The organism is Flavobacterium enshiense (assembly GCF_040750275.1).
GTDB lineage: Bacteria > Bacteroidota > Bacteroidia > Flavobacteriales > Flavobacteriaceae > Flavobacterium > Flavobacterium enshiense_B.
Genome location: NZ_JBDOCV010000001.1, coordinates 84,057 through 102,652 on the forward strand (window position 1 = coordinate 84,057; position 18,596 = coordinate 102,652).

Sequence of the window (18,596 nt, forward strand, 5' to 3'; positions counted from 1 at the left end):
ATTAATAATTTTTAGTACCCAGGATAATTGCCCCTTTTATTCGTGAATTTTTACGAATGAAAACGTTATTCAAAACCTTAGCAGTGGTTGTGATGCTGCAAACGACTCAGGGGTTTTCCCAGGAAACGCCTAAAGACAGTGTTAAAGTAAACGAACTGGACAATGTGTTGGTTTCGGCAGTTCGGGCCAAAGGAAAAAACCCGATTACGTTTACCAATGTTTTCAAAGAAGAAATTGCCCCGAGAAATTTAGGGCAGGATATCCCTGTTTTACTGAATTATTTGCCGTCAGTAGTAACCACTACCGATGCCGGAGCCGGAATCGGGTACACCTACATGCGCGTGCGTGGTGCCGACGGCTCCCGAATTAATGTAACGTTGAATGGCATTCCTTTTAACGACAGTGAAAGTCAAGGAACATTTTTTGTCAACCTGCCTGATTTTGCTTCCTCCTTAGAAAGTGTGCAGCTGCAACGCGGGGTAGGGACTTCTACCAACGGAGCCGGTGCTTTTGGAGCGAGTCTGAATATGCAAACCAAATCGTTTCAGGAAAAAGCCTATGCGGAAATTGCCAATTCCATCGGTAGTTTCAACTCCAGAAAACATACCTTGGCTTTCGGAACGGGCTTACACGATCATTTCGAAATCAACGGACGAATCTCTAATATTCATTCTGATGGCTACATCGACAGGGCTTCGAGTGATATGTTCGGCTATTTTTTCAATGCCAATTACATAACCGATAAAACGATCATCAAGGCGATTGCCTTCGGGGGTAAAGAGAAAACTTACCAAGCATGGTATGGGATAGAGGATTTGGACAAGCTAAATAACGACAGAACTTTTAACCCTGCCGGAATGTACTTCGACGAGAACGGTAACATGCAGTTTTATGACAACGAAACCGACAATTACTGGCAGAATCATTTTCAGTTGCATTGGAATCAGAAGCTTGCTGCTAACTGGCAATCCAATGCGGCCCTGCATTATACTATCGGGAAAGGATATTACGAGCAATACAAGGAAGATCAGAATTTCGCTGATTATAATCTAAACAATTTCGGAGGGAACCCAACTACAGATTTGGTTCGAAAAAGATGGTTGGATAATGATTTTTTCGGAGCCACTTTAAATTTAAGTTATCATAAAGGTAAAACCGATGTAATTTTCGGAGGCGCAGCCAACCGTTATTTAGGGAAACATTTCGGACAGGTCGTTTGGACGCAATATTATAATCCGACGGATAACCGTTACTATAACAATTTCGGAAACAAAGACGATGTGAACTTCTTCGGAAAAATCTCGCAGACTTTCGGGAAATTTAATTTGTTTGCCGACCTGCAGTACCGTATGGTGTTTTACAATGCCAACAGTACTAAGTTTGAGGAAGTGAGTGATACGTTCCGATTTTTCAATCCGAAACTGGGGGTTAATTTTGATCTGAATGCCAAAAATGCTTTTTACGGTTATTTTGGTATTGCCAATAAAGAGCCGCGCCGTGACGATTATGAAAATGGAAGTACAAAACCGGAACGCTTGTATGATGTGGAAATGGGTTGGAAATTTAACAGTTCGAAAGTTAGGGTTTCAGCCAACACCTTCTTTATGTTGTATCACAATCAGTTAGTGATGACGGGTGCTTTAAATGATGTAGGATCGCCAATCTTTACCAACAGCGGGGACAGTTATCGATTTGGCTTGGAAGTCGAATCTGTAGTCAAAGTTTTGGATAAATTGACACTGCGTCCTAATGTCACGATCAGTCAAAATAAAAACATTGATTTTTATTTCCAACGCGATGGCGAATTGCAAAATTTGGGAAACACGAATATTGCCTATTCTCCTAATGTGATAATTGGGAATGCAATAACCTATTCACCACTAAAAAACCTGAATGCTTCATTGCTTACCAAATATGTGGGGAAGCAGTATATGGGGAATATTGATGCGGAGAAATCGGTGTTGAAAGCCTATAGTTTTTCTGATTTGAATCTTACCTATGAATTAAATTTCGACAAAGGTTTGAAATCGATTGTTTTTTCAGGATTGGTAAATAATATTCTGGATGAAGAATTTGAATCCAATGGTTATTTTTATACGTATGATGATAATTGGTCCAATCCGGGAAGTGTAACTACTATTGAAGGAGCCGGATATTATCCACAGGCAGGAAGAAATTTTCTGCTGGGTGCCACGCTTAAATTTTAGAATGTTTGGTTAATACGAATGCCAAATCCCTGTTAGAATTTTCTTCAGGGATTTTTTAATTGGTTACGATAACGTAATTGCCGTTTAGTTGCGCTCGGTATTGTTTCATAGGATATTGTGCCTGTGTGGTAGGTAAGCCTGTAAAAAGGCTGTATTCTTTATCATCACACGGGCATTTGGCATTTATTCCGTTGATAGTCATGGTGGAACAGCTGCTTAGATTCTGGTTCGGACAGGCGCGGTCAAAAGCGGCATAGCTTCCTTCTCCGGTTTTCATGACGATCAAACCCCTGATTCCGACTCCGGCAATATTCACATAAACAGGGTTGGCTACATAATTAAGGTTGTCGTATTCCGGAAGACTCTTGTTAAGTTGTACGTTAACAGGATAGTTGGGAAGATAAGGATTGTTATTGTTGTTGTCGTTGTCCTTATCGCAACTTAAAAGTAGTACGGCGGCTATCAGAAAGAAGATTTTTTTCATTTCAAAAAAGTAATAAAAGAATTGATAAACAAATTTAAATTAATTAACTTTGACAAATGCTGTAAAAAGGCAATTAAATTTGAAATAAAATAAAAACAATATCTTTGTAGAAAGAAATCCCGTTCCGATGGGATTTTTTCTATTTATATTAACGATGAAATTATGAGTAAAGTATCTTATTATACTGCTGAAGGATTAAAAAAATTAAAAGACGAATTAGATCAGTTGAAGAGTATCGAGCGTCCGAAAGCCTCCGAAGCTATTGCAGAAGCCCGCGATAAAGGTGATTTGTCCGAGAATGCAGAATACGATGCGGCGAAAGAAGCGCAAGGTTTGCTGGAGATGAAAATTTCCAAAATGGAAGACTTGGTGGCTAATGCCCGTTTGATTGACGAATCCCAATTGGATGTATCCAAAGTGTTAGTGCTTTCTACCGTTAAGATTAAAAACCAAACCAACGGTATGGAATTAAAATATACGTTAGTAGCCGAAAGCGAAGCGGATTTGAAATCCGGAAAAATTTCTGTAACCTCACCAATTGGCCACGGTCTTTTGGGAAAATCCGTTGGGGAAATTGCGGAAATTAAAGTGCCGAATGGGGTGTTAAAATTCGAGATTCTTGAAATATCACGTGACTAAATTCAAATTGTAAGGGTTTTAGTTTCAATATTTCGATTTTAACTTGCCGAAAGTTTTGTAAATTATAATTTCTAAATTAAAAAGTATGGCTTCTATTTTTACAAGAATTATTAATGGTGAAATTCCATGCTACAAAGTAACGGAAGATGATAATTTTATCGCTTTTTTGGATGTGAACCCTAATGCAAAGGGACATACGCTTTGTGTGCCGAAGCAGGAAATCAACAAGATTTTTGACATGGAAGAAGCACATTATTTAGCATTGATGCAATTCTCCCGAAAAGTAGCCAAAGCCTTGGAGAAAAGCGTTGAATGCAAACGCATCGGAGTGGCTGTGGTCGGTTTGGAAGTGCCGCATGTGCATGTACATTTAATTCCGCTTCAGGATATGGACGATATGCGATTTGAGCGAAAAGTGTCCTTGGCTAAAGAAGAATTTGAAAATTTAGCACAAACGATTCAACAGAATTTATAAAATATCAAGATTTACTATTTTACCGCAGTTTCACAGATTAAAGAAATAAAATCTGGGAAGCTGCGGTTTTAATTTGTAATACAACATTGGCGGCAATATGCTTAAATTATGAGAAAATAACAACATCAAGGATTTAATAAAAAATGATAGAGCGTCCGAAGATTGAAATAAAGTGTACACAAACGGATAAAATTGTTGAAGCAGTGGGATATCTAACCTTAGTTGTGTTTTGGGTTATGAATGCGGTTGCTTTTTCTGATTTGCCTGAAATCATACCGATTCATTATAATGGGGCAGGGGAAGTTGATGGTTATGGTTCAAGAACGACAATCTTCCTGTTGCCGATTATCGGGACACTTTTATTTACAATGCTGACCGTTTTGAATAAGTACCCGGAGAATTTCAATTACATGGTGGCGATTACGGAAGAAAATGCCGAAAAACAATATGCAAATGCCACAAGGATGATCCGTTTTTTAAAGCTTGTATTGGTTGTCCTGTTTTTTCTGATTGATTTTTGTACCATTCAAACTTCAAAAGAGAAAATGGCTGGGCTTGGTCCTTGGTTTTTGCCGATACTGATAGTGTCAATTCTTATGCTGATAGGGTATTTTTCCTATCAATCGTATAGACTTAAAAAATAATACGGCTGTGATATGATTTTGGTTAACGGTTTAATTGAAATCGGCTGCGGCTAAGCAAATGTCATTTAAAGGCGAGGCCTAAGCAATTTCCTTTTTAAACGTAATCTGCATCGTAGTGCCTTTTCCAATCTCCGAATGCGCCACTTTGATACGCCCGTCGTGGTATTCTTCCACAATTCTTTTGGTTAGCGATAAACCCAATCCCCAGCCACGTCTTTTAGTGGTAAAGCCGGGCTCGAAAACGCTTTGAAACTGGTTTTTTGGAATACCACTACCGGTATCGCTGACTTTTATTTTCACAAAACGCTCGTTTTCTTCAATGGAAACTGCCAGTTTTCCTTTCCCCTTCATGGCGTCGATGGCATTTTTTACCAGATTTTCAATCGTCCAACTGTGTAAAATCGGATTGAGTTTGATCGTGATTGGATGTTGTGGTGCTGTAAAGGAGAATTCTACTTGCTTGGAAGTTCTGGATTTTAAATAGTCGAATGATTGTTCGGTTTCCTGGATCAAATCCCGGTTTTCCAGTATGGGTTCCGAACCGATTTTGGAAAACCGATCCGTAATGGTTTGCAGACGGTTAATGTCTTTTTCGATTTCGTTTACGGTACTTTCGTCCACATTTTCCGATTTCAAAATTTCCAGCCAGCCGATTAGCGAAGACAAAGGTGTTCCGATCTGGTGCGCGGTTTCCTTTGCCATACCCGCCCAAAGCCTATTTTGTGTGGCCATCTTACTAGCACGGTAAAAGTTGAAAATCATACCGCTGAAAAACAAAGCAATTAAAACTAACGCAATGGGGTAATATTTTAATTTGGTAATCAATGAGGAGTTGCCGTAGTAATACAAGTGTTTTTTTCCGCCTATATTCATCACGATGGGCTTATTTTCCGATTTCAGTTTGTTGAAAAAAATAAGGGTTTTGCGTTTGTCTTTGGCGATTTCCTCCTCCACATTGGTCATATTCAGGATGCTGTCTTTTTCAGTAGTCTGAATGATGGGGATGGTGGTATTGTTGCTCAAAATCTGAAATGGCAGTTCCACATCGGTATTTTCGTCTGCGTTGTTTAGGGTTTTGGAAGCAACAGCCCAAAGTTCCATTTTTAAGCGCTCTTCGTTTTTAAAGGTCTGGAAAAACGTATACGTGTTCCAAAGTATTAAGACTAATAAATTGAAAGCGGCAAGTATGATAATCCAGCGTATTAAATTGCGTCTGTCGGAAGAAAAATTCATATTTCTTTTTGAGTGGCTGTGTTTCAGATAAGCTAAGGTAGCTAATTAAAATGATTTTTTGTCGAATAAATTTGATTCGAAAAAAGTATCTTTGTCAAAATTTTTACACCATGATTAGCGTTGATCCGAAAGAGGTAACTCCGGTAAAATTACAAGCCTATCTGCAAGGGGCGATTGGTCCAAGACCGATTGCATTTGCCAGTACTTTAGACGAAAACGGCAACCCCAATTTATCGCCGTTCAGTTTTTTTAACGTATTCAGTTCCAATCCGCCGATACTTGTTTTTTCGCCGGCGCGCAGGGTTCGTGACAATACGATCAAACACACCTTAATCAATGCGGAAAAAACAAAAGAAGTAGTTATCAATGTGGTAAATTACGACATCGTGCAACAAGCTTCCTTGTCCAGTACGGAATATGCAGACGGCGTGAACGAGTTTGTAAAATCGGGATTAACGATGTTGCCTTCGGATAAAATAAAACCGTTTCGAGTGGCGGAAAGCCCGGTACAATTCGAATGCAAGGTAAATGAAATCATCGCTTTAGGAACAGAAGGTGGCGCCGGAAACCTGATCATCTGTGAAGTGGTGAAACTCCACATCAGTGAAGAGATTTTGGATGCCAACGGAACCATCGATCAGCACAAAATTGATTTGGTCGCCCGTATGGGAGGCAACTGGTATTCAAGAGCGAACCAAGGTTTGTTCGAAGTGGAAAAACCGCTAACAACTTTAGGAATAGGGGTGGATGCTATTCCGGATTTCGTAAAAGACAGCACAATTTTCGACGGAAACGATTTAGGGAAACTAGGAAATGTGGAGGCCTTACCAACCGACGAAGAAATTGCTATATTTGTAAAAGAAGATTTCGCCATTAAAGCCGTTTTAAGCGCCGACGATATCGAGAAACAATTCATAAAAGCCAAAGAACATTTAGACAACAACGAAGTGGCCACCGCTTGGAAGGTCCTTCTAGCAAAACAGTAAACAGTATGGAAGTTACAGGAAAAGTAAAAGTGATTAACGCTGCACAACAAGTAAGTGCGAGTTTTAAAAAGAGAGAATTGGTAGTAACTACGGAAGAACAATATCCGCAGCACATCATGATTGAGTTTACGCAAGACAAATGTGATTTGTTGGACAACTACCGTGTGGGAGAAGCTGTGAAAGTGTCCATCAATTTGCGTGGAAGAGAGTGGACTAATCCGCAAGGAGAAACCAAATATTTTAACTCGATCCAAGGTTGGAGAATCGAGAAAATGCAGGCAGAAGCTCCGGCTGCACCACAAATGCCACCAATGCCGGCAAGTCAGGCGTTTGAACCGGCTACGAACTTCAACGAAGAAGAGCACGACGATTTACCGTTCTAATACAGAAAAATCATAAAAACATAAAGTCAGGAATGTAAACATTTCTGGCTTTTTTTTTGGAGCGAAAGGTTTGGGCTTTTTTGGAATCCTTTTTCCCGCTTTCCGCACTACAAGGTAGTTGCTCCCATCGGGGCTATTGGAAAAACTTTTCGCATCTTTGTAAACTCAATGGAATAACATGCCGCAAAAAATCTATTTGCTAACGGAGGAGCTTTGGTTTCCGCCCGTTTCCGAAACCCATCCTTCGGGGATTATTGCTGTAGGAGGCGATTTGTCTACCGAGCGTTTGCTCTTGGCATACCACTCCGGTATTTTTCCCTGGTTTGAGGACGGCGAACCCATTACCTGGTGGTCGCCCAATCCGCGCATGGTGTTGTTTTTAGACGATCTGAAAATTTCCAAAAGCATGCGGAATATTTTAAACCGAGGCGTTTTCAAAGTAACTTTTAATCAGGATTTCAAGGCGGTAATTTCCAATTGCCAATCCGTAAAACGCGAAGGGCAAAACGGTACCTGGATTACCGACGACATGATTGAAGCCTATTGCAAACTACATGAACTGGGTCACGCCAAATCCGTTGAAGTCTGGCAAGAGGATCAACTCATTGGTGGGTTATATGGCATTGATTTAGGTCATATTTTCTGTGGCGAAAGCATGTTCTCCAAAGTCTCAAACGCCAGTAAAGTAGCTTTTATTCATTTGGTGCAAAAACTAAAAGAAGAAGGATATTTGCTGTTGGATTGTCAGGTGTACAACGAACATTTGGAAAGCTTAGGCTGTGTGGAAATCGACCGCGAGGATTTCATGATGGTGTTGAATCATCCGAAACAATAATTACCGATTGCCAAGTTTGGGCAAGGTTTTGATGTACAATTCTTCCACCTTTTTTCGTGCCCAATCCGTTTTGCGCAAAAACGTCAAACTCGATTTTACCGACGGATTGACCTTGAAACAGTTAATCGGGATCAGTTCTTCCAAAGTATCAAAACCATAATAGTCTACTAACGTTTCGACGATGGTTTTTAAGGTAACGCCGTGTAAAGGATCATTGTTCATTGTTTCTTCTGTTTCTGAATTTTCTTCGTGTGAAATTATAATAAAAAATAAGGTTATCCATCATCAGGGCGATTGCAATCAGAATCGCAGATGCAAGTAATGTTTTAATACCCATCTGATAAAACAACAATGTACCCGAAATACAACCGATAAAAAAGAAAACAATGATCGATAGTTTCAGGAAAATATTTTTCTTCAGTTTGATGACATCCGGATGCTGTCTGTAGAAAAAATATTGTGAGGTTTCAATGCCCAAATCGGTAAAAAGTCCCGTAAGGTGTGTGGTACGAACGGTCGACTGCGATATTTTAGTTACCAAAGCATTCTGCAATCCCATAGAAAACAAAAGAGTGTACGCGATTTGATTCGTATTTTCAGTTCCGGCTGCATTCCATTCGTCCCAAAAGCCTACAACAACAAGCAGGAATAGTTCCAGGAACATTGGTGCAGTGTGTAAATATTTTCTTTTTTTAATGGCCGCGATTTCAATGCAAGTGTTTGAAACAAAAGCCCCTAAAAAGAAAAAGAAAATATAAAGTAAGTAGGGAATGGCTTTTGAAAATTGTCCAATAATCAATTCTTCCGAGAAATAAGCAAAATGCCCGGTTACGTTAGTGGTTAAGGTGCTGATTGCCAAAACTCCAACACTGTTTACAATCCCGGCTACCAAAGACAGATTGGAAGCCAGTCGTAGGTTGTGTCGGAAGGTTCGGTTTTTACCTTGATGTCTAAACATTGTTAGAGGAAGATTTTAGGACTTCATTTCATGTATAAATGTAGTTAAAATTTCAGCTTGGTGAACTGCCATTCTAACGTTGAAAATAAAATAAATTCATTGTGCAGCGTCGGTAATCCCATAATGAGTTTAAGGGTTTCCTGCGCCATCATCGTGCCGATAATGCCCGGCAAAGTGCCCAAGACGCCATTCAGGCTGCAATTCGGTACATCTTCGGGATTGGGTGGCTTTGGGAACAGATCGCGTAAGTTCTTAGAACCGTTGTGGTTAAAAACGCCCATTTGTCCGTTGAAACCTAGAATACTTCCGGAAACCAATGATTTTCCTAACCGAACACAACTGTCATTTACCGAATAGCGCGTGGCGAAATTATCGCAGCCGTCTACAATCACATCAAAACCGGAAAGAAGCTGTTCAGCGTTTTCTTCGGTTAGTTTTTCTTCAAAAGCAATGAATTCAGTATTTGGGTTGAGGTTTTCTAAAGCGGCTTTGGCACAGTGCACTTTTGGTAACCCGATTTGTTCTTCGGTATAGAGAATCTGACGGTGCAAATTGTGCAATTCAACTTTGTCAAAATCAACCATGCCGATAACCCCAACACCTGAAGTAGCTAAATATTGTAAAACAGGACATCCTAAGCCACCTGCACCGATAACCAACACTTTCGCTTGTTTTAATTTCAATTGTCCGGTTTCGCCCACTTCAGGTAATAGCATGGGTTTTCCGTAACGTAAATAATCGTGTATGCTAATCATCTTACATCATATAACTTTTGTCCCAATCTTTCCAAACCGTTTCGTACCCTTTGCTGGCAATGATTTTGGAAATTTCCGCCGCAGAACGCTCATCGCTCGTTTCAAATTGCTCTAGCGACTCTATATCCACCGCATAACCACCCGGATTGGTTTTGGAACCGGCGCTCATGCTCGTTACGCCAATCGGGATGATGTTGTCGCGGAATTTTTCGTTTTCCCGTGTGGAGATGGATATTTCCAAATCTTCGTTCCACAAGCGGTAGGCACAAATCAGTTGCAATAAATCGCGATCTTCCATAATAAAATTGGGTTCGATGATACCTTCCGCCGGACGCAATCTCGGGAAGGAAACCGAATACTTGCTCTGCCAATAGGTTTTCTGTAAATAGTCAATATGCAAGGCGTTAAAGAAACTATCGGTGCGCCAATCTTCCAAACCCAGCAAAACGCCTAAGCCTATTTTGTGGATTCCGGCCTTTCCAACGCGGTCGGGGGTTTCCAGTCGAAAATCGAAATTGGATTTTTTTCCTTTCGGATGGTATTGTTTGTAAACGTCCCGATGGTAGGTTTCCTGATACACCAAAACGGTATGAACACCCGCCTGATGCAATTGCTCGTATTGTTCCTGAGAAAGCGGTTGTACTTCCACGGAAATATTCGCGAAATCCTTTTTAATCTGTGCAATGGCGTTCAAAAAATAGTTGATATTTACGGTGTAATTCGCTTCTCCGGTGACCAGTAACACATGATCGAACCCTGCTTTTTTGAGTTCGGCCACTTCCAATTCGATTTCCTTATCGGTCAGGGTTTTGCGTTTGATTTTATTGTTAAGGCTGAAACCACAATAGGTGCAAATATTTTGACATTCATTGCTGAGGTACATCGGTGCGTACATTTGGATGGTTTTGCCAAAGCGCTTTTTGGTGAGCTGATGACTGAGTTGTGCCATTTCTTCCAAATAAGGTTGGGCAGCAGGAGAAATCAACACCAGAAAATCATCGAGTGTTCTTTTGGTCCTTGCCAAAGCGTGTTCCACTTCTTTTATTGTGGTCTGGTATATTTTGTTTTGTATTCCTTCCCAAGAATACTGTTCAAAAACCGATTTAAAATTCGTCATGCTTATTCGTATAAAAAGGCGGTCAGTGGACTGGATGCAACCGCTTTGCTTACAGTTTGTGCCAATTGTGCTTCATAGGCTTTTCGTCCGGCGATAACGGCTTCTTTAAAAGCTTCCGCCATCAGTTTCGGGTTTCCGGCCACGGCAATCGCGGTATTGACCAGAACAGCATCGGCACCCATTTCCATCGCTTTGGCCGCATGAGAAGGTGCTCCGATTCCCGCATCGACAATCACGGGAACTTTGCTTTGTTCAATAATGATTTCCAAAAAGTCATCGGTTTTTAATCCTTTATTACTCCCGATAGGTGAACCCAAAGGCATCACGGCTGCCGTTCCAACCTCTTCCAAACGCTTGCACAACACCGGATCGGCATGGATGTACGGCAAGATGATAAAGCCTAATTTGGCTAATTCTTCAGTAGCTTTTAACGTTTCGATGGGATCGGGTAACAAATATTTCGGATCGGGATGGATTTCGAGTTTCAGCCAATTGGTTTCCAAAGCTTCTCGGGCCAATTGAGCAGCAAAGACAGCTTCCTTGGCATTTCTTGCTCCGGAGGTATTCGGTAATAAATTGATATGTGGATGGTTGATGTGCGACAAAATTGTATCGGTTTCCGTTTCCAGATCGACGCGTTTTAAAGCGACCGTGACCAATTCACTTTCGGAAGCTAAAATTGCATCTTCCATCTGTTGGTTCGATCCGAATTTCCCGGTGCCTAAAAACAGGCGGGAGGTAAAGGTTTTGTTGGCTATTTTAAAGGTTGACATATAAGTTGTGGTTGAGTTGTGTGATAAGTTGTGGTTGTTCCGTGATTAATCCGGAAACGGCGATGCCGTGTACCCCGATTTCCTGCAAGGATTCGATGTCGTTTGTTTGAATACCACCAATTGCGTAAACAGGTATGGTAATGTTTTGTTCCGATAATTTGGCAATGATTTCCTGATAGCCTTTTATTCCTAAAATAGGGCTGAGGTTTTCTTTAGTAGCCGTAAAGCGCAATGGACCTAAGCCAATATAATCGCATTTTTCAGTTGCTCGCTGTAAGACGTCTTGCAAGGTATTGGCTGTCCCCCCGATAATTTTATCATCGCCTAAAATTTTACGGGCATCTTTGATTTTCATATCCGTAAGCCCCAGATGGACACCATCTGCATTTATTTCTTGGGTTAGGTAGACTTTGTCGTTGATGATGAATGTGGCCAGATATTCGTCACACAAGATTTTAACGGCCTCTGCCAAGGTGAAATCATCGCTGATATTCCCTTTTTTGAAGCGAAGTTGAATCCAGTCGCAACCGTTGTCCAAGGCTTGGTGGATGTTGTAAAGCTGCTGCTTAACCGTATCGCCCTGCGAAATGTATTGTAATTTGCTAAACATAATGATATCCTAATAATGTGTTGTTGGAGTTTAAATAGTTTTCAATGTAAAGCTTTGCCTTTTTACAGGCAGTAGCCGTATTGTGGTTTAGGGCGAGATTTGCAGCAATTGCGGAAGACAAAACACATCCCGAACCATGTTTTTCCATGATGTTTGTTGCTGTCGGATTCAGTTTGATGATTTTGTCGTCGGTAAACAAGTAATCCGTTCCTTTTTCTTGTGGATTATGACCTCCTTTAAGTAAAACGGCGCAATATTTCGAAAGTTCTTCGGCACAATTTTCCGCAAAAGGTTCGTTGGTTTTAAGCTTTAGGATTTCCTGATAATTCGGAGTAATCAAATCGAGCTGTTTTAACACGTCGATTAATTCCTTTTGGTTGTCCATGCTAATGAATTCGAAGTCGGTGCTGGATTTTAGTACAGTGTCCCAAACAATTTTGGTTTTTTTGGATGCACGTTTGATTTCCATGACAATCTTTTTCAAATAGTCTAACGAAGGGGCGACTCCGATTTTCACCACTTCTATTTCGTAATCCTTGAATAGTGTTGCAATGGAATTTAAGACAAAGTCCAATTCTGTCCATGCAATAGCGTGGAATTTATTTTCCGTCTGAAGCGTATTTCCGGTAATAATGGCCAAGCCCTGAACCTGATGTTGTTCGAAGGTTTTTATATCGGCCAAAACACCTGCGCCTGCGGAAGGATCGAATCCTGCGATACTTAAAACGAATGGACGATTTGCTTGCATTTTTTAAAATTTTCTAGCGGATTGTTACTGTTCCAGATTGTGCCTAAAAGGGCAACATCGTCGAAACCATTTTCCAGTGTTTGTTGAATGTTGTCTGCATCAATGCCACCAAGCGCTACCAACTTGGTTTTGAAGTTGGTTCGCTTTTTAATAGTTTCGGTAAGATTCACTTCGGAACGATAGCCTATTTTGGAAATACTGGGGTATACCGGACTCAGGAAAGCGTAGTCAAAATCATTCGAAAGTGCATTGAAATTCTCCATGGAATGGACCGATGTAGACTTCTGAAACGTATCACTTGCCCTGAAATGTGGTCGGTCTCTTTCCGGAAAATGAATGTGATTGATTTCAAATGCTTCTGCCAAATGATGATAGCTGTGTAAGACCAAACGGTTTGCAAATTCCAATCCGATTGCCGAAACAAATAACCTCATTTCCGTTTCAGAATAGCCCGGTTTTCGAATGTGTAACCGCATTAATCCTTCTTCGAAAAACGAATGAATGCTTTTGATTTCATTTGAAATAGTTGTCGGATTGGTAATTACTATCATGCTCTTAAATGTAAATTTCTTTTCCGTTCTCGATGAATTCTTCCGATTTGGTTTTCATGCCTTCTTCGGCTGCAGCCACATCGCGGATTTCCTGAGAGATTTTCATGGAACAAAATTTAGGCCCACACATTGAGCAAAAATGCGCCACTTTCGCACCATCTGCCGGTAAGGTTTCGTCATGGAATTCCCTTGCGGTATCGGGATCCAAAGCTAAATTGAACTGGTCTTCCCAACGGAATTCAAAACGCGCTTTGCTCAAAGCATTGTCGCGGTATTGCGCTCCCGGATGTCCTTTGGCTAAATCGGCAGCGTGGGCGGCAATTTTATAGGTGATGACTCCGTCCTTTACGTCTTTTTTGTTGGGTAAGCCTAAATGTTCTTTTGGCGTTACATAGCACAACATGGCTGTTCCGTACCAACCAATCATAGCCGCTCCGATGGCTGAGGTGATGTGGTCGTAACCCGGTGCGATATCTGTGGTTAAAGGACCTAAAGTATAGAAAGGCGCTTCGGCGCAATGCTCCAACTGTTTGTCCATGTTTTCTTTAATCATGTGCATTGGAACATGTCCCGGTCCTTCGATGAAAACCTGTACGTCATGTTTCCAGGCGATTTTGGTCAGTTCGCCTAAGGTTTCCAACTCGGCGAATTGTGCAGCATCGTTGGCATCGGCGATGGAACCCGGACGTAAACCGTCTCCCAAAGAGAATGCCACATCGTATTGTTTCATGATTTCGCAGATTTCTTCAAAATGGGTGTACAGGAAGTTTTCTTTGTGATGGAACAAACACCATTTGGCCATAATTGAACCGCCACGGGAAACAATTCCGGTCACACGGTTGGCGGTTAAATGAATGTAACGCAATAAAACACCGGCGTGAATGGTGAAATAGGAAACACCTTGTTCGGCTTGTTCGATTAAGGTGTCGCGGAAAATTTCCCAGGTCAAATCCTCGGCAATCCCTTTTACTTTTTCAAGCGCTTGATAGATTGGAACCGTTCCGATGGGAACCGGGGAATTTCTAATAATCCATTCTCGGGTTTCGTGGATGTTTTTTCCGGTGGACAGATCCATGATGGTGTCCGCGCCCCAACGGCAGGCCCAAACCGCTTTTTCCACTTCTTCTTCGATGGAAGAGGTTACGGCACTGTTTCCGATGTTGGCGTTGATTTTTACAAGGAAATTACGACCTACAATCATCGGTTCGCTTTCCGGATGGTTGATGTTATTCGGGATGATGGCACGACCAGCCGCTACTTCACTGCGCACGAATTCCGGAGTGATTTTGCTTTTCGGGGTGTTGGCTCCGAAGCTGTTTCCGGCATGTTGGCACTGCATGGCTTTTTGTGCGGTTTCCAATTGTTCGATACGTTGGTTTTCACGAATGGCAATGTATTCCATTTCCGGAGTGATGATGCCTTGTTTGGCGTAATGCAATTGGGTTACGTTAACACCCGCTTTGGCACGCATCGGTTTGTGCAGGTATTCGAAACGCAAATGGTTCAGTTTTTCATCGTTGAGACGTTCTTTTCCGTAGTCGGAAGAGATTTCGGTTAGTTCTTCTACATCGTTTCGGTCCAAGATCCATTGTTCGCGGATGCGTGGTAGGCCTTTGCGAACATCGATGTCGGCATTCGGGTCGGTGTAAGGGCCGGAAGTGTCATAAACGGTTACCGATGGGTTTTTTTCTACGCCTCCGTTGGCTAATTTGGTGTCGGAAAGTTGGATTTCGCGCATGGCGACTTTAATCGGATGGATTTCTCCATCGATGTAAACTTTTTTCGAGTTGGGAAATGGTTTTCTGGATATTTTTTCTTCGTTATTCATGGTGATGAAGTATAAATTATGAGTTTTTGTGTGTTGAAATGCTTTCTGCCAGGGATGGAAGTGGAAAGCTCGTAAAGGCAAAAACTGTTAAAAACAAGTGGTGGAAGTGGCGACCAAAGAAGCCACTTACGGAACTATGTTTTTTTAGTTTTTGACTGCGGACTTGCAACGGACAGCCCGCTCGTGCAGCCCAATCATCCGCCTTGTGTGGCTGTGATAATTAAAATATCGTCGGTTTCGGATAGGGCAGTAGTGGCCCAGTCGGTTTTGGGAACGACCGAATTGTTGATGGCTAGTGCAATTCCGTTTTGTTTGTTCGGAAATTCCAGATCGAGTAAAGCCTGTACGGACAGGTTTTCGCTATCGAATTCTTTGTGTTGGTTGTTGATTTTTAGTTGCATTCCTATTGGTTTTAGTATATGACAATACTTTAGGAATGGCTGCAAGGCGTACGCAATGGTACTATGAAGTCATCTTACTTTTCCCTACGCTGGTATTAACCAGATCAGGTTCAGAGGGTAAAATCTCAGCCTGCGTGTTGCAGACACCCCTAAAGTGAGACAAAGGTATATTTTTTTATTAAAAGATTGAAAAAATTAAAGATTAAAAGATTGACCAGTCAGTACAGAACTGAAAACTGCGACTGCGACTGAAAATTGTTTACTATTTCCTCGTCCAGCAATCTTCCACATGATCGTTTACCATTCCGGTGGCCTGCATGTGCGCATAGACAACGGTGGAACCTACGAATTTAAAACCTCTTTTCTTTAAATCTTTGCTGAGTTTGTCGGAGATTTCGGTGGTGGCGGGAACGTCTTTTAAGGTTTTACACTTGTTGTCAATCGGTTTTCCGTTTACGAAGCCCCAAATGTAGTTGGAGAAGGTGCCGAATTCCTGCTGCACTTCCATAAAGGCAATTGCATTGGAAACGGCGGCCTTGATTTTTAATCCGTTTCGGATGATACCGGCATCTTGTTTCAAATCATCAATTTTCGCTTCGGAATAACTGGCTACTTTTTGATAGTCGAAATCGTCAAAAGCTTTGCGGAAGTTTTCTCTCTTTGCTAAAACCGTATACCAGCTCAATCCAGCCTGAAAAGTTTCCAGAATCAGGAATTCGAAGATTTTCTGATCGTCATACACGGGTACGCCCCATTCGGTATCGTGGTAATTGCGGTACAATTCGTCTTTTTCGCACCAGGCGCAGCGGTTTTTTGTTGCCATGAGGTATTTTAATTAACTTTTGTTTGTTGAACTTTGTATTAATTTGAGAATAGAATCATCTCCGGTCCTCTCGGCGGTTTCTTTTGCGTGGTGTAGGATGTTTTTTCCATAGACGTCGGTAATGTTTGTTTTAGCGTCATTTTCGAGTAGCAATTTTGTTATTTTGTACAGATTGTATTTGACAGCTTTCATCAAGGGAGTCGTGTTTTCATCATCACTATCGTTAACTTTGGCTCCTTTTTCGATTAGTAGTTTAACCGTTTCGTATTTTTCGTCTGACTGTATTGCTACTAATAAAGAGGATTCTCTGTTGTCTCTTTTTATGTTGACATCGGCTTTGTTTTCGATCAAATATTGTACAATTTCATCTGCTTTACCGTGTGTTGCCCAATAAACTGCTTCGGATAAAGGTGAAACCCCTCCAAAACCCTCGCTTTTTTTGTTGACAAGCGCTCCTTTTTCTACGAGAAATTTTACTTTTTCGATACTTCCGCTGGATACGGCTTCGATTAGGGCGTTTCGGCCGTAAATAGTGTTGGTGTTTATTTTTGCTCCTTTGGCAACTAATAGCTCTAAAAGTACAGTATCCTGTGTTTTATTTCTGGCGGCATAACATAAGGCGGTTTGACCGTTTTTGGATTCGGCATTAATATCGGTGTTTGCGGCTAATATTTTCTTTACTGCTATAATATCGTTGTCGGTGCAGGCAAACATTAAAGCGGTTTCTTTGTCTTTGGTTTTAATAGTAAGATCTGCCCCGGCATCAATAATTTTGTGGATTACCTGGGGTTGTATGCTGTCACTAAAGAATGCTTCCATAAGAATGGTTCGGTCTATGTCCGATGCATAGGTGTTTACATCGGCGCCTCTTTCTATAAGTTCCTCGGCAACGTCGTTTAGATCGTATGTAAGCGCCCATTGCAAGGCTGACATGCCGTCTGGGTCTTTTCCTGTGTCCGTTACTTTGGCGTTGTGCTCCAGCAGGAGTTTAGCCTCTTTTTCATAATTATGCGCACAGGCTAAAAATAAAGCGGTATGGCCAACTGCATTTTTGGCATTTATATCGGCTTTGTTTTTTATAAGAAGTTGGGCTATTTCTATTTCGTTTTCGAAAATGGCTAGCATTAGTAAAGTCCAGTTCTCATCAGTGTGTTTCGTTTCAGGAATGTCTCTTCCGGCACGTAAATAACCTTTACATCTTAAATTAACATCGCCTTTGTTTTGAATAAACCGTTCAATTTTTTTATAGTCACCTTTGATGATGTATTCACGAATTGCCGATGCATTTTTGTCGTAATTAAAAATAGTGTCTTTTAATTTTTCAGCCGTTGAGGAAGTTTCTTCGCTTTCTTTGTTAGTGAATTTTTCTTTATTGCACGACGCAAGAAATATACTAAAGGTAAGGGCAATGAGAATTTTTTTTATCACTCTTAAAGGAATCATTTGTGCTGAATTAGATGCTGTTAGGCTTGTTCGGTATTGGGTTCGTGTAAATATTTTTCAATCAAATAATGCCCGAGATAAATCAAGGGTGTAAGCGCTACTGCTAATATTAATTTAAACGTATAGCCGGTAAACGACATGTTCAGGTATTGGCTGGTGGTGATTTTTCCGGTCATCCAAAAAGCAATTCCGGATACGATAAAACTGTCAATTAATTGAGAGATGATGGTGGAACCTGTGCTTCGGAGCCAGATCATCTTTTTTCCGGTTTTGTTTCGTAAGAACCAGAAGATGCTAACATCTATTAATTGCGAAACCAAAAAGGCAATGATGCTTGCGACCATAATGAAAAGCCCTTGGCCGAAAACGGCGTAAAACTGTTCGTCGTTAACGGTTTCCGGTGTTTGAAAAGCGGGTATTTTTGTGCCGATGAAAAGAATCAGAATGCAATATGCGATTAATCCTGCGGTGATAAAAGAAAGTTTTTTTACGCCATCGCGCCCGAAATGTTCATTGATAATATCCGTAGTGATGAAAACAATCGGCCAGGGTAAAATTCCAATACTCATGATGAACGGACCAATCTGAATGAGTTTTCCGCCAGTAAGTTCCGCTACAATGGCATTGGTGATGAAAATACCGGCTAAGATGATGTAAACGATGTCTTTCTTGGTTTTGAACATAAAAAAGGTTTAAAACCAAA

At 41.1% G+C, this 18,596-nt stretch carries 22 protein-coding genes and 1 riboswitch; of the genes, 7 read left to right on the forward strand and 15 right to left on the reverse strand.

Annotated features, from left to right (window positions below; genetic code table 11):
- The first annotated feature begins 56 nt into the window (after window positions 1-56).
- On the forward strand, window positions 57-2,207 hold the full coding sequence (locus ABGT15_RS00430) for a TonB-dependent receptor (protein ID WP_367229449.1): 2,151 nt from the start codon (window positions 57-59) through the stop codon (window positions 2,205-2,207).
- A gap of 55 nt (window positions 2,208-2,262) precedes the next feature.
- On the opposite strand, the gene ABGT15_RS00435 is transcribed toward ABGT15_RS00430, so the two are convergent.
- Window positions 2,263-2,691 (reverse strand): hypothetical protein, encoded by a 429-nt coding sequence (locus ABGT15_RS00435; protein ID WP_367229450.1) that lies wholly within the window; start codon window positions 2,689-2,691, stop codon window positions 2,263-2,265.
- A 162-nt stretch (window positions 2,692-2,853) separates the two neighbouring features.
- Between ABGT15_RS00435 and greA the strand changes: the two genes are divergently transcribed.
- The 3 genes from greA (at window position 2,854) to ABGT15_RS00450 (ending at window position 4,449) form a co-directional block, all read left to right on the forward strand.
- On the forward strand, window positions 2,854-3,330 hold the full coding sequence (greA, locus tag ABGT15_RS00440; RefSeq protein ID WP_367229451.1) for a transcription elongation factor GreA: 477 nt from the start codon (window positions 2,854-2,856) through the stop codon (window positions 3,328-3,330).
- Between the two features lie 85 nt (window positions 3,331-3,415).
- Window positions 3,416-3,805, forward strand: a complete 390-nt coding sequence (locus ABGT15_RS00445; RefSeq protein ID WP_367229452.1) for an HIT family protein — start codon at window positions 3,416-3,418, stop codon at window positions 3,803-3,805.
- A gap of 143 nt (window positions 3,806-3,948) precedes the next feature.
- On the forward strand, window positions 3,949-4,449 hold the full coding sequence (locus ABGT15_RS00450) for a DUF1648 domain-containing protein (RefSeq protein ID WP_367229453.1): 501 nt from the start codon (window positions 3,949-3,951) through the stop codon (window positions 4,447-4,449).
- 78 nt (window positions 4,450-4,527) lie between these two features.
- On the opposite strand, the gene ABGT15_RS00455 is transcribed toward ABGT15_RS00450, so the two are convergent.
- Window positions 4,528-5,682 carry a sensor histidine kinase gene (locus ABGT15_RS00455; RefSeq protein ID WP_367229454.1) on the reverse strand — a complete coding sequence of 385 codons (1,155 nt, stop codon included), beginning with the start codon at window positions 5,680-5,682 and terminating at the stop codon, window positions 4,528-4,530.
- Window positions 5,683-5,792: 110 nt separating this feature from the next.
- On the opposite strand from ABGT15_RS00455, the gene ABGT15_RS00460 reads away from it, so the two are divergent.
- The 3 genes from ABGT15_RS00460 (at window position 5,793) to aat (ending at window position 7,886) form a co-directional block, all read left to right on the forward strand.
- Complete coding sequence (locus tag ABGT15_RS00460) at window positions 5,793-6,668, forward strand: flavin reductase family protein (protein ID WP_367229455.1); 876 nt, start codon at window positions 5,793-5,795, stop codon at window positions 6,666-6,668.
- A 5-nt stretch (window positions 6,669-6,673) separates the two neighbouring features.
- Window positions 6,674-7,051, forward strand: a complete 378-nt coding sequence (locus tag ABGT15_RS00465) for a DUF3127 domain-containing protein (RefSeq protein WP_367229456.1) — start codon at window positions 6,674-6,676, stop codon at window positions 7,049-7,051.
- 178 nt (window positions 7,052-7,229) lie between these two features.
- On the forward strand, window positions 7,230-7,886 hold the full coding sequence (gene aat, locus ABGT15_RS00470; protein WP_437125344.1) for a leucyl/phenylalanyl-tRNA--protein transferase: 657 nt from the start codon (window positions 7,230-7,232) through the stop codon (window positions 7,884-7,886).
- Here the strand turns inward: aat and ABGT15_RS00475 are convergent, their stop codons facing one another.
- From ABGT15_RS00475 to ABGT15_RS00535, 13 genes are all read right to left on the reverse strand, one after another.
- Window positions 7,887-8,108, reverse strand: a complete 222-nt coding sequence (locus tag ABGT15_RS00475; protein ID WP_367229457.1) for a VF530 family DNA-binding protein — start codon at window positions 8,106-8,108, stop codon at window positions 7,887-7,889. It lies immediately after the preceding gene.
- Window positions 8,098-8,844 (reverse strand): YoaK family protein, encoded by a 747-nt coding sequence (locus ABGT15_RS00480; RefSeq protein ID WP_367229458.1) that lies wholly within the window; start codon window positions 8,842-8,844, stop codon window positions 8,098-8,100. Before ABGT15_RS00480 ends, ABGT15_RS00475 begins: the two co-directional genes overlap by 11 nt.
- Window positions 8,845-8,888: 44 nt before the next feature.
- Window positions 8,889-9,599, reverse strand: a complete 711-nt coding sequence (locus ABGT15_RS00485; protein WP_367229459.1) for a HesA/MoeB/ThiF family protein — start codon at window positions 9,597-9,599, stop codon at window positions 8,889-8,891.
- Window position 9,600: 1 nt separating this feature from the next.
- Window positions 9,601-10,716 (reverse strand): 2-iminoacetate synthase ThiH, encoded by a 1,116-nt coding sequence (gene thiH / locus ABGT15_RS00490; RefSeq protein WP_367229460.1) that lies wholly within the window; start codon window positions 10,714-10,716, stop codon window positions 9,601-9,603.
- Window positions 10,717-10,718: 2 nt separating this feature from the next.
- Complete coding sequence (locus ABGT15_RS00495) at window positions 10,719-11,489, reverse strand: thiazole synthase (protein WP_367229461.1); 771 nt, start codon at window positions 11,487-11,489, stop codon at window positions 10,719-10,721.
- Entirely contained in the window at window positions 11,476-12,099 is a 624-nt protein-coding gene (locus ABGT15_RS00500; protein ID WP_367229462.1) for a thiamine phosphate synthase, read from the reverse strand. Before ABGT15_RS00500 ends, ABGT15_RS00495 begins: the two co-directional genes overlap by 14 nt.
- Window positions 12,092-12,847, reverse strand: coding sequence for a hydroxymethylpyrimidine/phosphomethylpyrimidine kinase (locus tag ABGT15_RS00505; RefSeq protein WP_367229463.1), 756 nt, complete (start codon window positions 12,845-12,847; stop codon window positions 12,092-12,094). The genes ABGT15_RS00500 and ABGT15_RS00505 overlap by 8 nt, the downstream gene beginning before the upstream one ends.
- On the reverse strand, window positions 12,820-13,398 hold the full coding sequence (locus ABGT15_RS00510) for a thiamine phosphate synthase (protein ID WP_367229464.1): 579 nt from the start codon (window positions 13,396-13,398) through the stop codon (window positions 12,820-12,822). The genes ABGT15_RS00505 and ABGT15_RS00510 overlap by 28 nt, the downstream gene beginning before the upstream one ends.
- A gap of 4 nt (window positions 13,399-13,402) precedes the next feature.
- A complete protein-coding gene (gene thiC, locus ABGT15_RS00515; protein WP_367229465.1) occupies window positions 13,403-15,226 on the reverse strand; it encodes a phosphomethylpyrimidine synthase ThiC in 1,824 nt (607 codons plus the stop codon).
- 194 nt (window positions 15,227-15,420) lie between these two features.
- Window positions 15,421-15,627, reverse strand: a complete 207-nt coding sequence (gene thiS, locus ABGT15_RS00520; RefSeq protein WP_367229466.1) for a sulfur carrier protein ThiS — start codon at window positions 15,625-15,627, stop codon at window positions 15,421-15,423.
- Window positions 15,628-15,691: 64 nt separating this feature from the next.
- A riboswitch (TPP riboswitch) is annotated at window positions 15,692-15,788 on the reverse strand.
- Window positions 15,789-15,889: 101 nt separating this feature from the next.
- Window positions 15,890-16,450, reverse strand: a complete 561-nt coding sequence (locus ABGT15_RS00525; protein WP_367229467.1) for a DNA-3-methyladenine glycosylase I — start codon at window positions 16,448-16,450, stop codon at window positions 15,890-15,892.
- A gap of 12 nt (window positions 16,451-16,462) precedes the next feature.
- Window positions 16,463-17,893, reverse strand: coding sequence for an ankyrin repeat domain-containing protein (locus ABGT15_RS00530; protein ID WP_367229468.1), 1,431 nt, complete (start codon window positions 17,891-17,893; stop codon window positions 16,463-16,465).
- A 20-nt stretch (window positions 17,894-17,913) separates the two neighbouring features.
- Window positions 17,914-18,576 (reverse strand): queuosine precursor transporter, encoded by a 663-nt coding sequence (locus tag ABGT15_RS00535; protein WP_367229469.1) that lies wholly within the window; start codon window positions 18,574-18,576, stop codon window positions 17,914-17,916.
- Window positions 18,577-18,596 lie beyond the last annotated feature (20 nt).